General features: G+C 62.2%; 15 protein-coding genes. 11 read left to right on the top strand and 4 right to left on the bottom strand.

Features of this window, described 5'->3' with window-relative positions; translation table 11 throughout:
* Positions 1–31: 31 nt before the first annotated feature.
* Complete coding sequence (locus tag ABFX19_RS10230) at positions 32–883, bottom strand: DUF3097 family protein (protein WP_277357091.1); 852 nt, start codon at positions 881–883, stop codon at positions 32–34.
* A 144-nt stretch (positions 884–1,027) separates the two neighbouring features.
* Between ABFX19_RS10230 and hrcA the strand changes: the two genes are divergently transcribed.
* The 3 genes from hrcA to ABFX19_RS10245 all read left to right on the top strand — a co-directional run bounded on the left by hrcA (position 1,028) and on the right by ABFX19_RS10245 (position 4,009).
* Positions 1,028–2,044 (top strand): heat-inducible transcriptional repressor HrcA, encoded by a 1,017-nt coding sequence (gene hrcA / locus ABFX19_RS10235; RefSeq protein ID WP_056549616.1) that lies wholly within the window; start codon positions 1,028–1,030, stop codon positions 2,042–2,044.
* Between the two features lie 66 nt (positions 2,045–2,110).
* Entirely contained in the window at positions 2,111–3,238 is a 1,128-nt protein-coding gene (dnaJ, locus tag ABFX19_RS10240) for a molecular chaperone DnaJ (protein ID WP_346028254.1), read from the top strand.
* 15 nt (positions 3,239–3,253) lie between these two features.
* The gene (locus ABFX19_RS10245) at positions 3,254–4,009 is read left to right on the top strand and encodes a 16S rRNA (uracil(1498)-N(3))-methyltransferase (RefSeq protein WP_277357093.1); all 756 of its coding nucleotides are present in this window, start codon (positions 3,254–3,256) and stop codon (positions 4,007–4,009) included.
* Between the two features lie 7 nt (positions 4,010–4,016).
* Here ABFX19_RS10245 and ABFX19_RS10250 read toward each other — a convergent pair whose 3' ends face one another.
* Positions 4,017–4,979 (bottom strand): GerMN domain-containing protein, encoded by a 963-nt coding sequence (locus tag ABFX19_RS10250; protein WP_277357094.1) that lies wholly within the window; start codon positions 4,977–4,979, stop codon positions 4,017–4,019.
* A gap of 382 nt (positions 4,980–5,361) precedes the next feature.
* Here ABFX19_RS10250 and ABFX19_RS10255 point away from each other — a divergent pair, with 382 nt between their 5' ends.
* The 5 genes from ABFX19_RS10255 (at position 5,362) to ABFX19_RS10275 (ending at position 10,784) form a co-directional block, all read left to right on the top strand.
* A complete protein-coding gene (locus ABFX19_RS10255) occupies positions 5,362–6,408 on the top strand; it encodes a PhoH family protein (protein ID WP_082566156.1) in 1,047 nt (348 codons plus the stop codon).
* Entirely contained in the window at positions 6,398–6,871 is a 474-nt protein-coding gene (ybeY, locus tag ABFX19_RS10260; protein WP_277357095.1) for an rRNA maturation RNase YbeY, read from the top strand. The genes ABFX19_RS10255 and ybeY overlap by 11 nt, the downstream gene beginning before the upstream one ends.
* 31 nt (positions 6,872–6,902) lie before the next feature.
* Positions 6,903–8,222, top strand: a complete 1,320-nt coding sequence (locus ABFX19_RS10265) for a hemolysin family protein (RefSeq protein WP_277357096.1) — start codon at positions 6,903–6,905, stop codon at positions 8,220–8,222.
* Positions 8,219–9,148: a GTPase Era gene (gene era / locus ABFX19_RS10270; protein ID WP_277357097.1), complete on the top strand. Its 930-nt coding sequence runs from the start codon at positions 8,219–8,221 to the stop codon at positions 9,146–9,148. Before ABFX19_RS10265 ends, era begins: the two co-directional genes overlap by 4 nt.
* A 109-nt stretch (positions 9,149–9,257) precedes the next feature.
* Entirely contained in the window at positions 9,258–10,784 is a 1,527-nt protein-coding gene (locus tag ABFX19_RS10275; RefSeq protein WP_277357098.1) for an LCP family protein, read from the top strand.
* A gap of 7 nt (positions 10,785–10,791) precedes the next feature.
* Here the strand turns inward: ABFX19_RS10275 and ABFX19_RS10280 are convergent, their stop codons facing one another.
* On the bottom strand, positions 10,792–12,741 hold the full coding sequence (locus ABFX19_RS10280) for a M13 family metallopeptidase (RefSeq protein ID WP_277357099.1): 1,950 nt from the start codon (positions 12,739–12,741) through the stop codon (positions 10,792–10,794).
* 230 nt (positions 12,742–12,971) lie between these two features.
* Here ABFX19_RS10280 and leuA point away from each other — a divergent pair, with 230 nt between their 5' ends.
* From leuA to ABFX19_RS10295, 3 genes are all read left to right on the top strand, one after another.
* Complete coding sequence (gene leuA / locus ABFX19_RS10285; protein ID WP_277357100.1) at positions 12,972–14,702, top strand: 2-isopropylmalate synthase; 1,731 nt, start codon at positions 12,972–12,974, stop codon at positions 14,700–14,702.
* A 74-nt stretch (positions 14,703–14,776) separates the two neighbouring features.
* A complete protein-coding gene (recO, locus tag ABFX19_RS10290; protein ID WP_056549506.1) occupies positions 14,777–15,526 on the top strand; it encodes a DNA repair protein RecO in 750 nt (249 codons plus the stop codon).
* Complete coding sequence (locus ABFX19_RS10295; RefSeq protein ID WP_277357101.1) at positions 15,523–16,314, top strand: isoprenyl transferase; 792 nt, start codon at positions 15,523–15,525, stop codon at positions 16,312–16,314. The genes recO and ABFX19_RS10295 overlap by 4 nt, the downstream gene beginning before the upstream one ends.
* Here ABFX19_RS10295 and ABFX19_RS10300 read toward each other — a convergent pair.
* A complete protein-coding gene (locus tag ABFX19_RS10300; protein ID WP_346028255.1) occupies positions 16,311–17,381 on the bottom strand; it encodes an alpha/beta hydrolase in 1,071 nt (356 codons plus the stop codon). The genes ABFX19_RS10295 and ABFX19_RS10300 overlap by 4 nt on opposite strands.
* Between the last annotated feature and the right edge of the window lie 31 nt (positions 17,382–17,412).

Here is a 17,412-nt window from a genome sequence, read left to right on the forward strand (position 1 = left end):
GTCGCGTGTGCCGCGACGAAGCCTTCAATGGCTATGCGCCGGCTCCCGGTGCAGTGAGGAAATCGATGACTTCCTCGACGCGCCCGAGCAGCGTCGGTTCGAGATCAGCGTAGGTGCTGACGCCGTTGAGGATGCGCTTCCAGCCGTTCGCGGCATCCGCCTGCGTGGAGTGCGGCCAGCCTAACCGGCTCAATATCCCCGTCTTCCAGTCCTCGCCGCGGGGTATTACCGGCCAGGCATCAAGACCAAGAGCACGCGGCTTCACAGCCTGCCACACATCGACGTAGGGGTGCCCGACAATCAGTACGTTCCCGGCGGCGCCCGCCACCGTCATCGCCCCGGCCGCGATCCGGGCTTCCTTGGTGCCGGGCAGTAGATGATCGACGAGGATACCCAGGCGGCGTCCGGCGGAGGGAGCAAAGTCCCGCACGGCTGCTGCCAGATCGTCTACGCCATGCAACGGCTCCACCACGATGCCCTCAACCCGCAGGTCGTCTCCCCACACCTTCTCCACCAGCTCGGCATCGTGTTTGCCCTCGACCCAGATCCTGCTGGCCCGAGCCGTGCGCGCCCGCGCTCCGGCAACCCGGACAGAGCCCGACGCCGTTCTCAGCTGTGCTGCTGACTGCGCGCGGGCAGGAATCAGTTCCACCGGCGAACCTTCATGGTGGAAGCCGAAGCCGAGCGGAAAAGTGCGTCGCTTGCCGCGGCGGTCCTCAAGGACCATCACGTGCATCCCACCTGCCTTCTCCGTGCGCAGGATCTCCCCGACGAATCCGCTCTGCACGTCTTCAAGGACGACTCCGGGACGGGCTTCGACCTTGGCGGCCGGGGCGGCCCGGGGTCCGGTAAGATCCTGTGCTCCCCACTCGTGATACGACATGTGACTTCGCTCGCTTCCACAAATCCCTGCCTTCGGAACAGGCAGAGCCAATGCTAACAATCGCCTCGATCGTATTAGACTTGGCACTTAGGTGTGTTGAGTGCTAACTCAGAAACAGGGCAGGAAAGTACATCGGAGGTGAACATGAGCGAACCCAGGCGGCTTGAAGTCCTGCGGGCCATCGTTGAGGATTACGTCCATTCCCGCGAGCCGGTGGGATCCAAGGCGCTGGTCGAGCGCCACAGGCTGGGCGTATCTTCGGCAACAATCCGCAATGACATGGCACTTCTGGAAGAAGAGGGCCTGATCACAGCCCCGCATACCAGTTCCGGCCGCATCCCGACCGACAAGGGTTATCGGTTGTTCGTCGACCGGATCGCCGAGGTCAAGCCGCTGTCGGCCCCGGAAAAGCGGGCTATCCGCGCACTCCTCGAGGGCGCAGACGATCTCGACGACGTCCTCGACCGCACCGTCCGCCTGCTCGCCCAACTCACCAACCAGGTTGCGGTCGTGCAGTACCCGCACCTGGGCACGGCCTCCGTCCGCCACATCGAACTCGTGCTGCTCGCTCCCGGTCGCGCGCTCGTGGTGCTGATCTCCACGAACGGCGCTGTGCAGCAGCGCGTTGTGTCCGTGCCCGCCGAGGCACAGGAAAATGACCTGGCCGACCTGCGCCAGCATTTTCTGGAAAGGGTTTCCGGTGTTCGTCTGCCGTCGGTTCCCCAGGAACTCGGTGCGTGCATTGCGGATCTTCCCCCCTCGCTGCAATCTCTCGGCCAGGCAATTGGACACAGCCTCGAACAGTTGTCAGCCGCTAACAGGGAAGACCGGATCGTGCTGGCGGGCACGGCCAACCTCGCCCGCTCAACCCTCGACTTTCCTTTAACCATTGGTCCGGTCCTGGAAGCGCTTGAGGAACAGGTTGTCATGCTTCGGTTGCTTTCCGAGATGGGGCAGGATGCTCTGGGCATCTCGGTCCGCATCGGCCGGGAGAACCCGTATGGCGGTTTGGCCGAAGCCTCCGTGATTGCTACCGGCTATGGACCGGATTCACTGGCAAAGGTGGGAGTGCTTGGCCCCACGAGAATGGATTACCCGACCACCATGGCCGCCGTGAGAGCGGTGGCCCGCTACCTTTCCCGCATCCTCGATGAATCTTGACCGGATGACGGAGCCCATGAAGCCCAGCCGCTCACGCGGTGAGATAACAGGAAGTGATGTGCAGGAGTGAGTAATCACTACGAGGTCCTTGGCGTTGCACGCGACGCCAGCGGCGAAGAAATCAAGAAGGCCTACCGGAAGCTTGCCCGCAAGCTCCACCCGGACGTCAACGTCGGCACGGAAGCAGCTGAGGAGTTCAAGCTCGTCACGCGCGCGTACGAGGTACTCTCGGATCCCCAGAAGCGGCGCGTCTACGACACCACCGGTAATGAAAACGGCACCGACAATGGATTCGGTGCCGGTTATTCCGGCTCGGGCTTTGCGTTCCAGGACATTTTCGAGACATTCTTCGGCGGAGGCGGTCCCAGCGGCCCCCCATCCCGAACCCAACGCGGTCAGGACGCGTTGATAGCCGTCCGGATCGATCTGAAGGATGCGGTCTTTGGTACCAACAAGAAGATCGAGGTAGATTCAGCGGCGGTGTGTCCTACCTGCGATGGATCCTGTACCCAGCCGGGTACTTCCCCACGAACCTGTGATATCTGCGGCGGATCCGGTCAGGTGCAGCGTGCGGTTCGGTCCATCCTCGGTCAGGTAATGACGACGGCGACCTGCGGCACCTGCCAGGGGTACGGAACCGTCATCCCGCATCCCTGTAACGAATGCAATGGGGATGGCCGCATCCGTTCCCGCCGAAGCCTCACCATCAAGGTGCCCGCGGGTGTCGCTACAGGTACCCGTATCCAGCTAGCCGGCCAGGGCGAGGTCGGCACGGCCGGCGGTCCCCAGGGCGATCTCTACGTAGAGATTCGGGTCAACAGCGACTCGACCTTCCTTCGTGAGGGCGACGACCTTCACGCGACCCTGAGCGTGCCGATGACAGCTGCGGCCCTCGGCACCAACGTGTTAATGAAGAGCTTCGACGGTGATCAGGAACTCACGATCAAGCCCGGCACGCAGTCGGGCGAAGTGATTACCCTTCGCGGCCTTGGGGTGACCCACCTGCGCGGATACGGCAGAGGGGACCTGCTGGTGCATTTGAGCGTGGAAACGCCGCGGAACCTCGACAGCGGACAGGAAGAACTGCTTCGGCGCCTTGCGGAAATGCGCGGCGAAGAATTTACCGAGGGCCAGCTGGCGAGCAGCGGATCAGGAGTTTTTGCCCGCCTTCGTGAACGCCTCGGGAATCTATAGCCGGGTTATCGGACAATGACCAACCAGGCCTTCTTCGGCGATCCGACCGATGTGCAAACCGCTGCCGTCGGCGGCAGTCTGACGCTGCGCGGTCCGGAGGCGCATCATGCCGCAGCCGTGAAGCGGGTTAGGCCGGGTGAAGAGATCGATGTCCTTGATGGAGAAGGACACCGCTTGAGCTGCACCGTTGTCGAAGCAACTCACGGTGCAGTGGTGGTGACCGTGGACAGGCTCTCATTCGATTCGCCTCCCGCGATGCGGCTGGTCCTGGTGCAGGCGTTGGCGAAGGGGGACAGGGCGGAACTGGCAGTTGAGGCGGCGACGGAACTCGGTGTTGACGCGGTGCTTCCCTGGCAGGCGGATCGAAGTATCGTACGGTGGCGTGCCGAGAAGGCAATCAAAGGCCGTACCAAGTGGGAGTCCCTCGTTCGTGCCGCATCGAAGCAGAGTCGGCGCGCACGTGTGCCGGAGGTACTCGATGCGCTGGACACCAAGGGCCTGGGACACTGGCTGGGCGGCGTCCAGCACCCGGTTGTGCTACACGAGGAGGCGAGCGAGTCGCTCGCGGAATATTGGGGTCGGAGTACGTTAGCAACGTCGGAAACGCTGGCCGTGATTGTGGGTCCGGAGGGCGGTATCAGCCCCGAAGAGCTCGGTGTATTGGCCAACGCAGGGGCGGTTCCGGCGCAACTTGGTACCAACGTCCTGCGAGCTTCAACAGCGGGACCCGCGGCCATCGCGGTACTGAATCACCTGGCCGGACGCTGGTAGCTGCGCGTCAGCGGACGCTGATCAGTTTGTCATCGGTCACCACGCCGGCGGCCGGGCCTGCTTCGGCGGATGGGCCGGCGGCTTCGTACACCTCGAGGAGAAAAGTTCCCGCCTCCAGCGCAACGCTGAACTCGTATAGTCCGACAGCGCCGGTTCCAGCGTCCACGGGAACCGTTCCGCTGACAACATCTTCGGCGGGGACCCCACCGCCATCTACGCGCCGCACCCGCCACTCAAGGGCAGCATCCGTCGTCGTGGTGCTGCCCTGGACTATAACCGTTCGATCGGAGCGGACTGAGCTGTCCTGCGGGTTGATGATCCACACGGGCGCAATAGCGCCGACGTCCCGTTGGAGCAAGGAACTCAGCTCGATGTGTCCAAAAGCGCTGTAGCCCGCTTTGCCGTCCACCAGCAGGCGGACACTGCTGGGACTTCCGCTTGCAATCAGACCGGAATTGGCGGCTGCAGCCGTTGCCGTGTAGACAAGCTGCTGCACCGCACGCCCGGCGACTGCTGCATCGATGCCGGTGGTAAAGGCGTCCGAGGAGATGTCGATCGTGACCACATTGTCGAGTGAAATCGAAGTGTTGACAGCCGATGCTTCCTGCCACGGGCTGTAGTAATCGTCATCGAGCGGCTCCGCGCTGGTCATCGCCCACACGGCAGCAGCAATCGGATCTCCAGTTGACTCAGCAGGAAGGAACTCGCGATAGAGGAGCCCGTTGGCATCTCCGAGCCAGTAGACAGGAAGGAGCGGGGCGGCGTCCGGGGCCGCGGGACTTTGGAGATCGATTTCGGGCAAGCTGGCAGTCGACTCCAGCAACACTTCTGCCTCTGCTGCGATCTCGGAGGTCGGCTCATTCTGCCCGCCGATCGTGCAGGCCTGCAGGCCCAACGCCGCGGCGACGAGTATGGATCCCTTCCACCGGCGCCCGGAGGTCCGTCGGTTGAGGAGAGGAAGAACGCCCATGCGTGTCCGTTCCTCTCATTCGTCGGGCCGATCGATTGTCGTGCAGCGTAGGTCTGGGCGTCGCCAATCAGTGGTGACGCCAACAGGAACCGGAACTGCACGGAGTTCTACTTCAGCTTTGCATAGGTAGGAGCCCCTGCCCTGTGCTTTTCCGAATCGCGGCCTGACTGAAACGCTATTGATATCGGTCCGTTGCGTTCCTGAGATTTTTCCGTGCCCGGCCAAACCCCGGCTCCCTTGGCGCCGCATCCAGGTGAGCGGCAACAGGACGGCGGCGGTACGCTAGTAGAAGGCCTCGTCATGGGTCTGAACAAGCACACAACCGGATGAACCGGAAAATTCGGCGGCACAAGGAGAGATGGAAGGCCTACAGGCCGATACTATGACCGATTCTGCAGTGGGTATGGGGGCAGCGGGCCTGGACAGCCGGGTCGTCCAATTCGAATCAGCTGAACAGATGGTGCAGGCCCTCGGAGCCAATGATGAGGCACTGGCCATGATCGAAGGAGCTTTCCCTGGTATCAGTCTGCACGTGCGGGGAAGTGATCTTTCCATCACGGGGCCGGCAACCGACGTTGGGCGCACTGAGCGGCTGATCAGCGAGGTCCGCACGCTTGCCGCCAACCAAACACCGGTGACCGCGCAAGTACTGGAGCAGCTGCTTTTTATGCTCAAGACGCAGGGCGCGGCCAAGCCGGCCGAAGTCCTGTCGATGAACATCCTTTCCTCGCGCGGACGCACCATCCGTCCAAAGACGGTCAACCAGAAGAACTACGTCGAGGCAATAGATACGCACACTATCGTTTTCGGCATCGGTCCGGCGGGTACGGGCAAAACATACCTGGCAATGGCCAAGGCGGTCCAGGCGCTCCAGCACAAGGAAGTCAACCGCATTATCCTGACGCGTCCGGCGGTGGAAGCGGGGGAGCGCCTCGGTTTCCTTCCGGGCACTCTCAACGACAAGATCGACCCTTACCTGCGCCCGTTGTACGACGCGCTGCACGACATGATGGAACCTGATTCAATTCCACGCCTGATGGCCGCCGGAACTATTGAGGTTGCGCCGCTTGCCTATATGCGCGGCCGAACGCTCAATGATGCCTTCATCATCCTCGATGAAGCGCAGAACACCACTCCCGAACAGATGAAGATGTTTCTGACCCGTCTCGGCTTTGGTTCGCGGATGGTGGTAACCGGAGATGTGACCCAGGTCGATCTGCCCGGCGGGACCAGTTCAGGGCTCAGGATAGTCAGTGACATCCTGCAGGGTGTCGAGGATGTTGCGTTCTCCACACTGGATGCCACCGACGTCGTGCGCCACCGGCTGGTGGGAGACATCGTGTCCGCCTACAGCCGGTGGGATGAGTCACAGAGAGTGGCTCTGAACGGACGCCGCGGTCCAGGGAAGGCGACCCGTAATGAGCATTGAGGTGAATAACGAGTCAGGCTTCGAGGTGGATGATGAGGCGCTGGTCAGGCTCGGTCGCCACGTGCTTGAGCGTCTCTTTGTGCATCCGGAGTCGGAGCTGTCGATCATCCTCGTTGACATTGACGCCATGGAAAAGCTTCACATCGAATGGATGGACGAGCCGGGGCCAACCGATGTTCTGTCCTTCCCCATGGACGAGTTGAGGCCTGGTACGGCCACGCGTCCCACGGATTCGGGCATTCTGGGAGATGTCGTCCTCTGTCCAGAGGTGGCCCGGACCCAGGCGGACAACGCCGGACACAGCATGAACGAGGAGCTGCTCCTGCTCACAACCCACGGCATGCTTCACTTGTTGGGGTTCGATCACGCTGATCCGGAAGAGGAAAAGGAGATGTTCGGCCTCCAACGCGAGCTCCTGACCGATTTCCTGGGAGGCAAAGCGCCACGGGAAACCACCCAGTGAGACTTTTCCCAGCGTCGAAGCAGTCCATCAGATGATCGTGTTCCTCCTGGCCCTGATGGCAATCGTGTTTGTGTTGATTGCCGCGTTGGTTACGGCTGCCGAAGCGGCTTTCAGCTATCTTCCCCGCCAGGACGCTGAGGCTCATCTTGACGGGCCCAAGGGAGAACCTGTGCGCCGCGTCCTCGAATCGCCCGTAGCACACATGCATGCGCTACGGTTTTGGCGCGTCTGGTTTGAGATGGCCGCCGCAGTCGCCGTTGCGCTTCTTTTTGCTGATGTGCTGGACAACATCTGGGTCGCGGGACTACTGGCCACGGTGACGATGGCCGGCCTCGGGTTTGTACTGGTAGGTGTGTCGCCACGGCAGCTCGGCCGGACCAACGCAGCAACCCTGGTGCCGTTGACCGCCCGCCTGGTTGGTGTCCTGCGGTCTATTCTGGGTCCCGTTCCTCGCTGGTTGGTCGGCATCGGCAGCGCACTGTCGCCGGGGTCTGCCCGGGCTGAGGCGGCGTTTTTCACGGAAGAGGAGTTTCGGGAACTGCTCTCACGTGCCAATGAAGCGGAGATGATCGAGGACAGCGAGGCCGAGTTGATTCATTCGGTGTTTGAGCTGGGAGATACCAAGGTGCGGTCTGTCATGGTGCCGCGCACGGACATGGTGTCGGTCGAGGCCGGATCCACACTCCGGCAGGCGATGTCCCTCTTCCTCAGGTCCGGATACTCCCGAGTGCCCGTAATCGGCGACAATGCGGATGACGTCCGGGGCATTCTGTACCTGAAGGACGTCGTTGCTGTCCTGAACGGAAACAATCCCAGCGATAGGGACCCGGTGGATGGTGTCTGCCGGGATGTCCGCTATGTTCCTGAGTCCAAGCCCGTGGGAGATTTCCTTCAGGAACTGCAGCGCGAATCAACACATGTGGCCATCGTCATCGACGAGTACGGCGGTACGGCGGGACTCGTGACGCTGGAGGACCTGATCGAGGAGATCGTCGGCGAGATCGTCGACGAGTACGACTCCGAGGTACCCGAAATGGAACAGTTGTCCGAGGGCGGATTTCGCGTCAGTGCACGCATGAGCATCGACGATCTGGGTGAGCTGTTCGACCTGGAGCTTGAGGATGATGAGGTTGACACCGTCGGTGGACTTTTGGCGAAAACCCTCGGACGGGTGCCCATCGTCGGGAGCGAGGTCCAGGTCGGTGACATCGCTCTACGTGCGGAACGGGTCGAGGGGCGCCGCAACCGCGTATCCCACATCCTTGCATGGAGGGTCGAACGGCCCACGGATGAGGACGCACGAACAGATCAGGACAACGGATTTTCGAGGGAAACGGTGGAAAACAAATGAGCACGCAGCAGTATCGCGCGGGGTTCATCTCGCTGGTCGGCCGGCCCAACGCAGGGAAGTCAACCCTGACGAATGCACTGGTGGGGCAGAAGATTGCCATCACTTCGGCCAAACCCCAGACCACTCGGCACACCATCCGCGGGATTGTGCACCGGGAGGACGCGCAACTCATCCTGGTCGACACCCCGGGTCTGCATCGACCACGAACTCTTCTCGGCCAGCGTCTCAATGACTTGGTTGCGGATACTCTGGCGGAGGTCGACGCCATTGGGTTCTGCCTGCCCGCCAACGAACAGGTGGGACCGGGTGACCGCTACATTGCGGCGCAACTGGCGCAGCTGTTGCGGAAACCCGTCATCGCTGTCGTCACTAAAGCAGATCTCGTGAGCAAGGAGGCGCTTGTGCGCCAGTTGTTAGCGGTGTCTGAGCTGGGACGCGAGGTGTTGGGCGAAGCGGGGTGGGCCGACGTCGTGCCTGTGTCCGCAGTTGACGGGTACCAGGTAAGCACGGTTGCCGATGTCTTCGCGTCGCACATGCCCCAGTCGCCGCCGCTGTACCCCGATGGTGCTCTCACCGACGAGCCGGAGGCCGTGATGGTCGCTGAGCTAGTGCGGGAAGCGGCGCTTGAGGGTGTTCGTGATGAGCTTCCCCACTCGCTCGCGGTCGTCGTTGAGGAGATCGTCCCGCGCGAGGGGCGCCCCGAAAACAATCCGCTGCTCGATGTCCGGGTGAATCTTTACGTCGAGCGTTCTTCGCAGAAGGCCATCGTCATCGGAAAGGGCGGCGCACGACTGCGCGAGGTAGGGACTGCCGCAAGGAAGAGTATTGAAGCTCTACTCGGCACCAAGGTCTATCTCGACCTCCATGTGAAGATTGCCAAGGACTGGCAGCGCGATCCCAAACAGCTCGTGAAGCTCGGTTTCTAGCCGGTGCTGATCGCCTCGGGGCACTTCAAGCGGCGCTTGCTCGTTGAGCTACAGATGCCCGGAGCACAGGGGCACCAGGTCTTGAATCACATCGAAAGGGCCGAGCGTCATGAGTGAATCCGGCGGTGAGCGGAACGGCTCCCCGGATGGCATCCGTCTGGGGACCGGTGGCCGGCATCTCGGCAAGGGACGTCCGCGCGTCCTGCAGATAGTCGCGATCTCGCTCGTTGCGGTACTCGTGGGTGCCATCGCATTCGTGGCGCTTTCAGTGGTTCGCCTCCAGGGGAATGTAGCCACCGAACCCCTCAACCTTTCCACCGACGGTGAATCCCAGCTGCCCGTCGACCTCAGCAGGGATCCCGTGCAGATTCTAATCATCGGCAGTGACACCCGCGCCGGGCAGGGTGCGGACAGCGAGCCAGAGGATGTCGAGGGTCAGGCGGATGTCATGATGCTCATGACGATGTCCGCGGACCGGAGCAACGTCACCATGGTGAGCTTCCCCCGGGATCTGTTGGTTCCGCTGCCGGCTTGCGAGAACCCGGAAACCGGTGCAACCAGTCAGCCGATGGCGCTGGGACAGCTCAACAGCTCCCTCGCTAACGGCGGTCCCGGCTGCACCGTCGCAGCCATCAACGAAATCACGGGTCTGCAGATCGACCACTTCATGATGGCTGATTTCAACGCGGTGACTGAGCTTTCGAAAGCAGTGGGCGGTGTTGAAGTCTGCGTCAATCAGGCCGTCGACGACGAATTTTCCGGATTGAAACTGCCGGCCGGTACCAGCGAGGTGGAGGGTGAGCAGGCCCTGGCATTCCTGCGCACACGGCATAGCTTCGGCACCGGAGGAGATGAGGGCCGAATCCGCGCGCAGCAGGCTTTCCTGGCGTCACTGGCACGGAAAATCAAGGAGGAAGGCACGCTGAGCAACATCCCGCGCCTCTACTCCATTGCGGAGGCAGTCACTCAGAACCTGACGGTCGACGACGGTCTCGCCGAGATTCCGGAGCTGCTCAAACTGGCAGGGCGCCTGCAGGAGGTTGACCTGGGAAACGTGGCGTTCGTGACGGTCCCCGTTGTGCCCTATGAACTTGACCCGAATCGCCTCGTCCTGGATGAGGACAAGGCTGATGACCTGTTCGCGGCTCTTCGCGCCGACCGGGACATCACCAAGCCGGTACAGGAGCCCTCGCCGTCAGCAAGCGCGAGTCCGGAGACGGACCCGTCGGGCACGCCTGAGCCGACCCCGGAACCTGAACCCACCCCGACCGTCGAAGAGCTCGGTTTCGATCCGGCGTTGGTCCCGCTTACTGTGCTCAACGCTTCCGGCGAATCCGATCGCGGGCAGGAACTGCAGGAAGTGCTGCTCGCAGAGGGCTACGTACAGGCCACTGTCGCTGACGCGGACGATCGTCCGGCTACCCAACTGTTTGTGGGCCCCGGCTACGAGGGAATAGCGCCCGTCATCGCAGAACTGTTCGGTCTGGCTGATGTTCAGGTAATCCCGAGTGCAACAACTGTGGGACTGGAACTATCCGTTGGCAGCGACTTCACCGAGGGGGAGACTATCGAGGCCCAGGGCGTTGCCGGCGACCTGAGCGGCCAGACGGCCGCCCAGGTAACCTGCCAGTCCTGAGCAGCTCCTACCAGATCCTGACCCGTTCCTCGGGCGCAAGCCACAGCTTGTCTTCTTGATCCACCGAAAAAGCACTATGGAATTCGTCGAGGTTGCGCACTACCTGATTGCACCGGAACTCGTTCGGTGAGTGAGGATCGATGGCGATGCGCCGTGCGGCCTCTTCAGGGCGAATGTTCTGGCGCCAGCATTCAGCCCAGGAGTAGAAGAAACGCTGCACTCCGGTCAGCCCGTCAAGAACAGGCGCTTCCGCTCCGTCCAGACTGATGACGTAAGCAGCCAGGCTGATTCCCAGTCCGCCAAGGTCGCCGATGTTCTCACCGAGGGTGAATTTCCCGTTGACCGGATGGTCCGGAGCCTCGGTGGGAGCCAACTCAGAGTATTGACTGACAAGCCGTCCAGTGAGCGCCTCGAATGCCATCCGGTCAGCTTCAGTCCACCAATTGTGCAGCGCGCCCGTACCGTCGAACTGTGATCCCTGGTCATCGAAGCCATGCCCGATCTCGTGTCCGATGACGGCCCCGATCGCCCCGTAATTTGCGGCTGGATCGGCATCGGCGTCGAAAAATGGCGGCTGCAGGATCGCGGCCGGGAAGACAATCTCGTTCATTGTCGGCATGTAGTAGGCGTTCACGGTCTGCGGCGTGAGGTGCCACTCGCCACGATCAATGGGGCCGCCGAGCTTGGCAAGTTGCCGGTCGGTTTCGAACTCGGTCGCTCTGCGCACATTGCCGTACAGGTCACCGGGGACAATCTTCAGTGTTGAATAATCGATCCAGCGATCGGGGTACCCGATCTTCGTGGTGAAGAGACTCAGCTTCTCCAGGGCACGTGCACGTGTCTCGGCGCTCATCCATTCGAGACGGTTGATGCGCTGTTCGTAGGCAGCAAGGATGTTTTCGACCAGTTCCCGCATGGTGGCCTTGTGGGACTCAGGGAAATGCCGCGCCACGTACATACGCCCAACGGCCTCACCCATGGTTCCCTCGACAATCGCGACACCCCGTTTCCAACGTTCCTTCAGCCGTGGCGTACCGCTGAGGGTGGTCCCGTAGAACGCGAAGTGAGCGTCGACGAAGTCGTCGCTGAGAAACGGAGCTGCGTGCAACAGCACCCTGGCAGCCAGCCAGTTTTTCCACACCTCCAACGGGACTTCATCCAGTGCTCGTACCAGAGCCGTGATGTACCCCGGCTGGTTCACGATCAGTTCACCGGGAATCCCGACGCCGGCAGTCAACTCCGTGAGCCAGGTTTCCAGCTGCGGTGCATCCTTGATCAACGTGGCAGTTGTGCGCAGATTGTAGGTGGCCTGTGGATTACGTTTGGTCACCGTGTCCATGTGGGAAGAAGCTAGGCGTGCTTCGAGATCGAAGACGCTCGCCGCCGCAGCACGGCTCTCAGGGCGCCCGGCAAGCTCGAACAGCTGGTGCAGCAGTTCGACATATCCGAGTCGTGCCTCTTCGAACTTCGCCTCCCGGTAGTAGGACTCGTCAGGCAGCCCTAGTCCGGACTGGTAGAGGTGCAGCAGGTAGCGTTCGGGATTTCCTGCGTCGTTGCTGACGTAGGGGAGGACAAGACCGGCTGCGCCGGCCCTCGTGAGTTCGGCGTCGAGGCGGACGATGTCCATGACCGCCGCAGCGCCGTCTATCTCTTCCAGCAGCGGTTGGACGGGAGCGCCGGCCTGCCTGCTGAGATGTTCTGTGTCCATGAAGTCCGCAAACAACGCGCCGAGACGAAAGCGGTCGCCGTCGTCGTCCGTCTCTGCTGCCGCATCCTCGACGATTCTGCGCACGGCCAGTTCAGCTGCATCCGCCAGCTGCGAGAATGAGCCCTCGCGGGCTCGGTCCTCGGGAATGGGAGTGTTTCGTAGCCAACCGCCATTGACATGGCGGAAGAGGTCGTCCTGGGGGCGGACATCGGAATCGATGTTCGCGACATTGATGCCGGATGCGGTCATGAAAGCTCCTTCGTTGGTGCGTCTTCTCATCCTAGGGGCCGTGCTAGTGTTGAATTGTGCGCGCAGAGCTGCTCCTTCTTAGCTGCCGTGGCGGGGCCACACCGACGGGATAGTCAGTCTTTGACTACCGGGTCGCAGGCCGAATCCCCGCTGCGGAGTCTGTGTTGCCGGCCGCCATCCTGTGAAGCAAGAGCCTTATAGGTTCACCAAAGGAAAGGCCCCTCACCGCCATGCGCAACGCACAGAAACCCTCCGGAATGCCGTTCCACAAGTATGTTCCGTTCCAGGATCAGATCACTGTGGAACTTCCGGACCGCACCTGGCCGGACAAGGTCATCACCAAGGCTCCGCGCTGGTGCGCCGTCGACCTTCGGGACGGCAATCAGGCGCTGATCGACCCCATGAGCCCCGAGCGCAAGCACAAGATGTTCGACCTGCTGGTACAGATGGGCTACAAGGAGATCGAAGTAGGTTTCCCGTCCGCCTCCCAGACCGACTTCGACTTCGTCCGCCAGCTCATTGAGGGCGATCGCATCCCGGATGACGTGACCATCCAGGTACTGACCCAGGCACGCGAACACCTGATCGAGCGCACCTATGAATCGATCGAGGGCGCTGACCGCGCGATCGTCCATCTGTACAACTCGACGTCGGTGCTCCAACGCCGGGTCGTGTTCAACCAGGACATGGACGGCATAGTTGATATCGCGCTCACTGGCGCACGGCTGTGCCGCAAGTTCGAGGAGAATGTGGGTGATACCCACATCACCTATGAGTATTCGCCGGAGTCCTTCACCGGTACTGAGCTGGAGTTCGCGGCGCGCATCTCCAACGAGGTTGCCGCCGTGTTCGAGGCGTCCGCCGATCGCCAGATGATTCTGAACCTGCCGGCAACCGTGGAAATGGCGACGCCCAACGTGTACGCCGACTCCATTGAATGGATGTGCCGTAATTTGGCGAACCGGGACGCCGTTATTCTCTCGCTTCACCCCCACAATGATCGCGGCACCGGTGTCGCTGCGGCAGAGCTCGGCTACCTCGCCGGGGCTGACCGCATCGAGGGATGCCTGTTCGGCAACGGTGAGCGCACCGGAAACGTTGATCTCGTGACTTTGGGCATGAACCTGTATGGACAGGGCATCGATCCGCAGATCAACTTCTCCGACATGGATCACATCCGCCGAACCGCAGAATACTGCAACCAACTCAATGTCCCGGAGCGTTCACCCTACGGTGGAGATCTGGTATTCACCGCCTTCTCAGGATCGCATCAGGATGCGATCAAGAAGGGTTTCGAGCGGATGGAGGCAGACGCCGCCGCCGCTGGCAAGACGGTCGAAGAAATCCCGTGGGCCGTCCCGTACCTGCCCATAGATCCGAAGGACATTGGACGCTCATACGAGGCGGTGATCCGCGTAAACTCCCAGTCAGGCAAGGGCGGCGTGGCTTACCTTCTCAAGCATGAGCACAGCCTGGACTTGCCGCGCCGGGCGCAGATCGAATTCTCGGGAGTCGTGCAGCGACGGACAGACACAGTGGGCGGGGAAGTGAGCGGAGCCGAACTGTGGGAAACCTTCCAGGACGAATACCTGCCGTCCCGTAACGGAACGTGGGGCACCTATGTCCTGACCTCCACGAACACCGATACGTCCGAAGACGGCCGATTCAACCTGACGGCAACCCTTCTGGTTGGCGGCGTGCAGCAGCGCCGATCCGCGCAGGGGAACGGTCCTATTGATGCCCTCGTGTCTATCCTCGGTCAGGACGGCGTGGACGTGCGCGTCCTTGACTACACCGAGCATGCATTGTCTTCCGGAGGTAATGCGCGGGCGGCTGCCTATGTGGAGTGCGCAGTCGGGGAGCGCGTCCTCTGGGGTGTTGGAATTGATGCAAACTCGACCATGGCGTCCCTGAAAGCGGTCATTTCTGCCGTGAACCGCGCCATCCGGGATAACAGCTGACGTCAGCGCAGGGCATACGGGAGGGCTTGGCGCGGCGTTGGTCGCGTCCGGCCCTCCGAGTGGGAAAATAGAACGTGTCCAGATCATTCGCGTCGCGAACCTACAGGGCGGAAGGCGTCGTCCTTCGCACGTACAAGCTCGGTGAAGCCGACCGCATCATCGTGCTCCTGACCAGGGAACACGGTCAGGTGCGCGCTGTTGCGAAGGGCATCCGGCGGACGAGCAGCAAATTCGGAGCGCGGCTGGAGCCGTTCATGACCGTGGACCTTCAACTGGTTTCCGGACGCACCCTCGATGTTGTGACGCAGGCCCAGACACGCGGCGCCTACGGGCATGGAATTGCGTCCGACTATTCCCGCTACACCGCGGCGGCAGCTATCGCTGAAACGGCCGAGAAGCTCACGGATGCGGACGGTGAGTCTGCAGGAGCACAGTACGGCCTGGTCATCGGTGCCCTGTCCGCTCTCAGCAGGGGTCTCCATCCGTCCGAACTGATTCTTGACTCCTATCTGCTACGGGCATTGGCCACGGCCGGCTGGGCGCCGAGCTTCACCGACTGCGCCCGGTGCGGCGCGGCTGGTCCCCATACTGCGTTCTCGGCCGCTTTGGGCGGCGCGGTGTGCGCCTCCTGCCGGCCGCCCGGTTCAGCGTCACCGTCACCCGATGCCATGGCGTTGTTGGGTGCGCTGCTGTCCGGGAACTGGGAGGTTGCGGATACCGCCGAGGCTTTTGCCCGGCGTGAAAGTGCAGGACTTGTCGCTGCCTACGTACAGTGGCATTTGGAACGAGCAGTGAAGTCCCTCAAACATGTGGAGCGCGTGTGACGAAATCCGCCGGCGAACCGTCTCAGCCGTGGCCTCATCCGAGCGGCGAGCGTCCGCCTGCCATCCCCGTGGACCTTGTGCCGGCCCACGTGGCAATCGTGATGGATGGCAACGGACGGTGGGCCAATGAGCGGGGGCTGCCGCGTACGGAGGGCCACCGGGCGGGTGAGGCCGCGCTCCTCGATGTGATCGCAGGCGCCATCGACATCGGGGTCAAGTATGTCAGCGTCTATGCCTTTTCTACCGAGAACTGGAAGCGCTCCCCGGACGAAGTACGGTTCCTGATGGGTTTCAGCCGGGACGTCCTGCGCCGGCAGCGGGATCAGCTCAATGAGTGGGGAGTGCGCATACGGTGGGCTGGGCGGCGCCCGCGGCTCTGGCGCTCGGTCATCAATGAACTTGAGATCGCAGAGGAGCGCACGCGCTCCAACTCGGTGTGTACCCTCACCATGTGTGTCAACTACGGGGGCCGGGCTGAGATTGCCGATGCGGCCAGGGGCATAGCGGAAGACGTGGCGGCTGGCCGGTTGAAGGCGTCATCCGTCTCAGAGAGCACCATCCAGCGTTACCTGGACGAGCCGGACCTGCCCGATGTCGATCTGTTCCTCCGCACCTCCGGCGAGCAGCGGACCTCAAATTTCATGCTGTGGCAGTCCGCTTACGCAGAAATGGTCTTCATGGATGTCCTGTGGCCGGATGTCGACCGCCGTACGCTCTGGAGGGCCGTGGATGAGTACGCTGCGCGGGATCGGCGCTACGGCGGAGCTGTCGACAAAGCCAAGTCCTAGACCTCCGGTATGGGTGAGGCGCTGCTGTAGCACCTTACCCACCGATCGAGATCGGCATACACCTTTCGACGCACCGCCTTTCGCGACAGGAGGGTGTCATGCAGCGCGCCGTCATACCTGCAGACGGTGACGTGAGGCCCCAGCAGCAGGGCACGTTGCGTCATGACGGTCACATCGAGGACGCTGTCCGAGGAGAGCATTGCTTCACTCCACACGGGACTGATGGTGGATCGCGCAGAGGACAGAACCAGCACTGGAAGGTCGATGGAAAGTCCGCGGCGCACCTGCGCGTGTCCGTTCAGGACAGCGGTGAGCCAGCCGGCCCGGATGGGAAAACCGAATTGCGGCCGCCACTGCCCGTTAAGTTCCCACTCGCCCTCGGCAAGGTTGCTTATACTTCGCCAATAGAAGCCGAATTCCGGCAGTTTCAAGCGTGCCTTGGGCCTGAACCGCGTGATCGGCTCGAGGAGCCCCTGCGTGGTGGTGCGCAGTATTGCACTTCCCTGGATGTCCAGCCACGGACTGTTGAGGATGAGGCTCGATACCCGCCCTGGAAAGCGGTTCGCCCACAACGAAGCGACGAGGGCGCCGGTCGAATGCGCCATCAGGGTGACGCCGGACGGCGGCGCGCCCGTTTTGGCCGTGATGTCTTCGGAGAGGGTATCCAGGGCAGCAGCGATGTCGTCGTCGTACTCCGACAGGTCCGTGACGTAACCGGGCGTCTGCCACGGCCGCAGGCTTCGTCCGTACTTCCGCAGGTCCAGGGCGTAGAAGGCAATACCGCGGTCACTGAAGAAGTGAGCCAGTTCGTGCTGGAAGAAGTAATCGCTCCAGCCATGGACGTAGAGCACCGCCTGCGCTGCGGACTCCTGTTCATCGCGTCCGCGTGGGCGCAGGCGCTTCAGCACCACGCGCGCTGCGTCACGCAGGCCGGTCGGCGCAACGACGGCGGGTGGGGTGTAGGAGACGAGCGTGGCCAGGCACGGGCCCTCCTCGTCTGAGCCAACGTGAAGCTCGGTCAGCGCAAATCCGTCGCCCAGGTGGTCCGGCTGCCAGTTGATGCCCATTGGTCGAGGATATCGATGCCAACATCAACTT

It is taken from the genome of Arthrobacter parietis, assembly GCF_039530425.1.
Taxonomy (GTDB): domain Bacteria; phylum Actinomycetota; class Actinomycetes; order Actinomycetales; family Micrococcaceae; genus Arthrobacter_D; species Arthrobacter_D parietis.

Excerpts from the sequence above, each read along its gene's own strand:
- ABFX19_RS10255 (WP_082566156.1), top strand. The coding sequence starts at position 5,362 with ATGACCGATTCTGCAGTGGGTATGGGGGCAGCGGGCCTGGACAGCCGG.
- ybeY (WP_277357095.1), top strand. The coding sequence starts at position 6,398 with ATGAGCATTGAGGTGAATAACGAGTCAGGCTTCGAGGTGGATGATGAG.
- ABFX19_RS10300 (WP_346028255.1), bottom strand. The coding sequence starts at position 17,381 with ATGGGCATCAACTGGCAGCCGGACCACCTGGGCGACGGATTTGCGCTG.
- leuA (WP_277357100.1), top strand. The coding sequence starts at position 12,972 with ATGCGCAACGCACAGAAACCCTCCGGAATGCCGTTCCACAAGTATGTT.
- ABFX19_RS10230 (WP_277357091.1), bottom strand. The coding sequence starts at position 883 with ATGTCGTATCACGAGTGGGGAGCACAGGATCTTACCGGACCCCGGGCC.
- era (WP_277357097.1), top strand. The coding sequence starts at position 8,219 with ATGAGCACGCAGCAGTATCGCGCGGGGTTCATCTCGCTGGTCGGCCGG.
- ABFX19_RS10245 (WP_277357093.1), top strand. The coding sequence starts at position 3,254 with ATGACCAACCAGGCCTTCTTCGGCGATCCGACCGATGTGCAAACCGCT.
- ABFX19_RS10275 (WP_277357098.1), top strand. The coding sequence starts at position 9,258 with ATGAGTGAATCCGGCGGTGAGCGGAACGGCTCCCCGGATGGCATCCGT.
- ABFX19_RS10250 (WP_277357094.1), bottom strand. The coding sequence starts at position 4,979 with ATGGGCGTTCTTCCTCTCCTCAACCGACGGACCTCCGGGCGCCGGTGG.
- hrcA (WP_056549616.1), top strand. The coding sequence starts at position 1,028 with ATGAGCGAACCCAGGCGGCTTGAAGTCCTGCGGGCCATCGTTGAGGAT.
- ABFX19_RS10265 (WP_277357096.1), top strand. The coding sequence starts at position 6,903 with ATGATCGTGTTCCTCCTGGCCCTGATGGCAATCGTGTTTGTGTTGATT.
- ABFX19_RS10280 (WP_277357099.1), bottom strand. The coding sequence starts at position 12,741 with ATGACCGCATCCGGCATCAATGTCGCGAACATCGATTCCGATGTCCGC.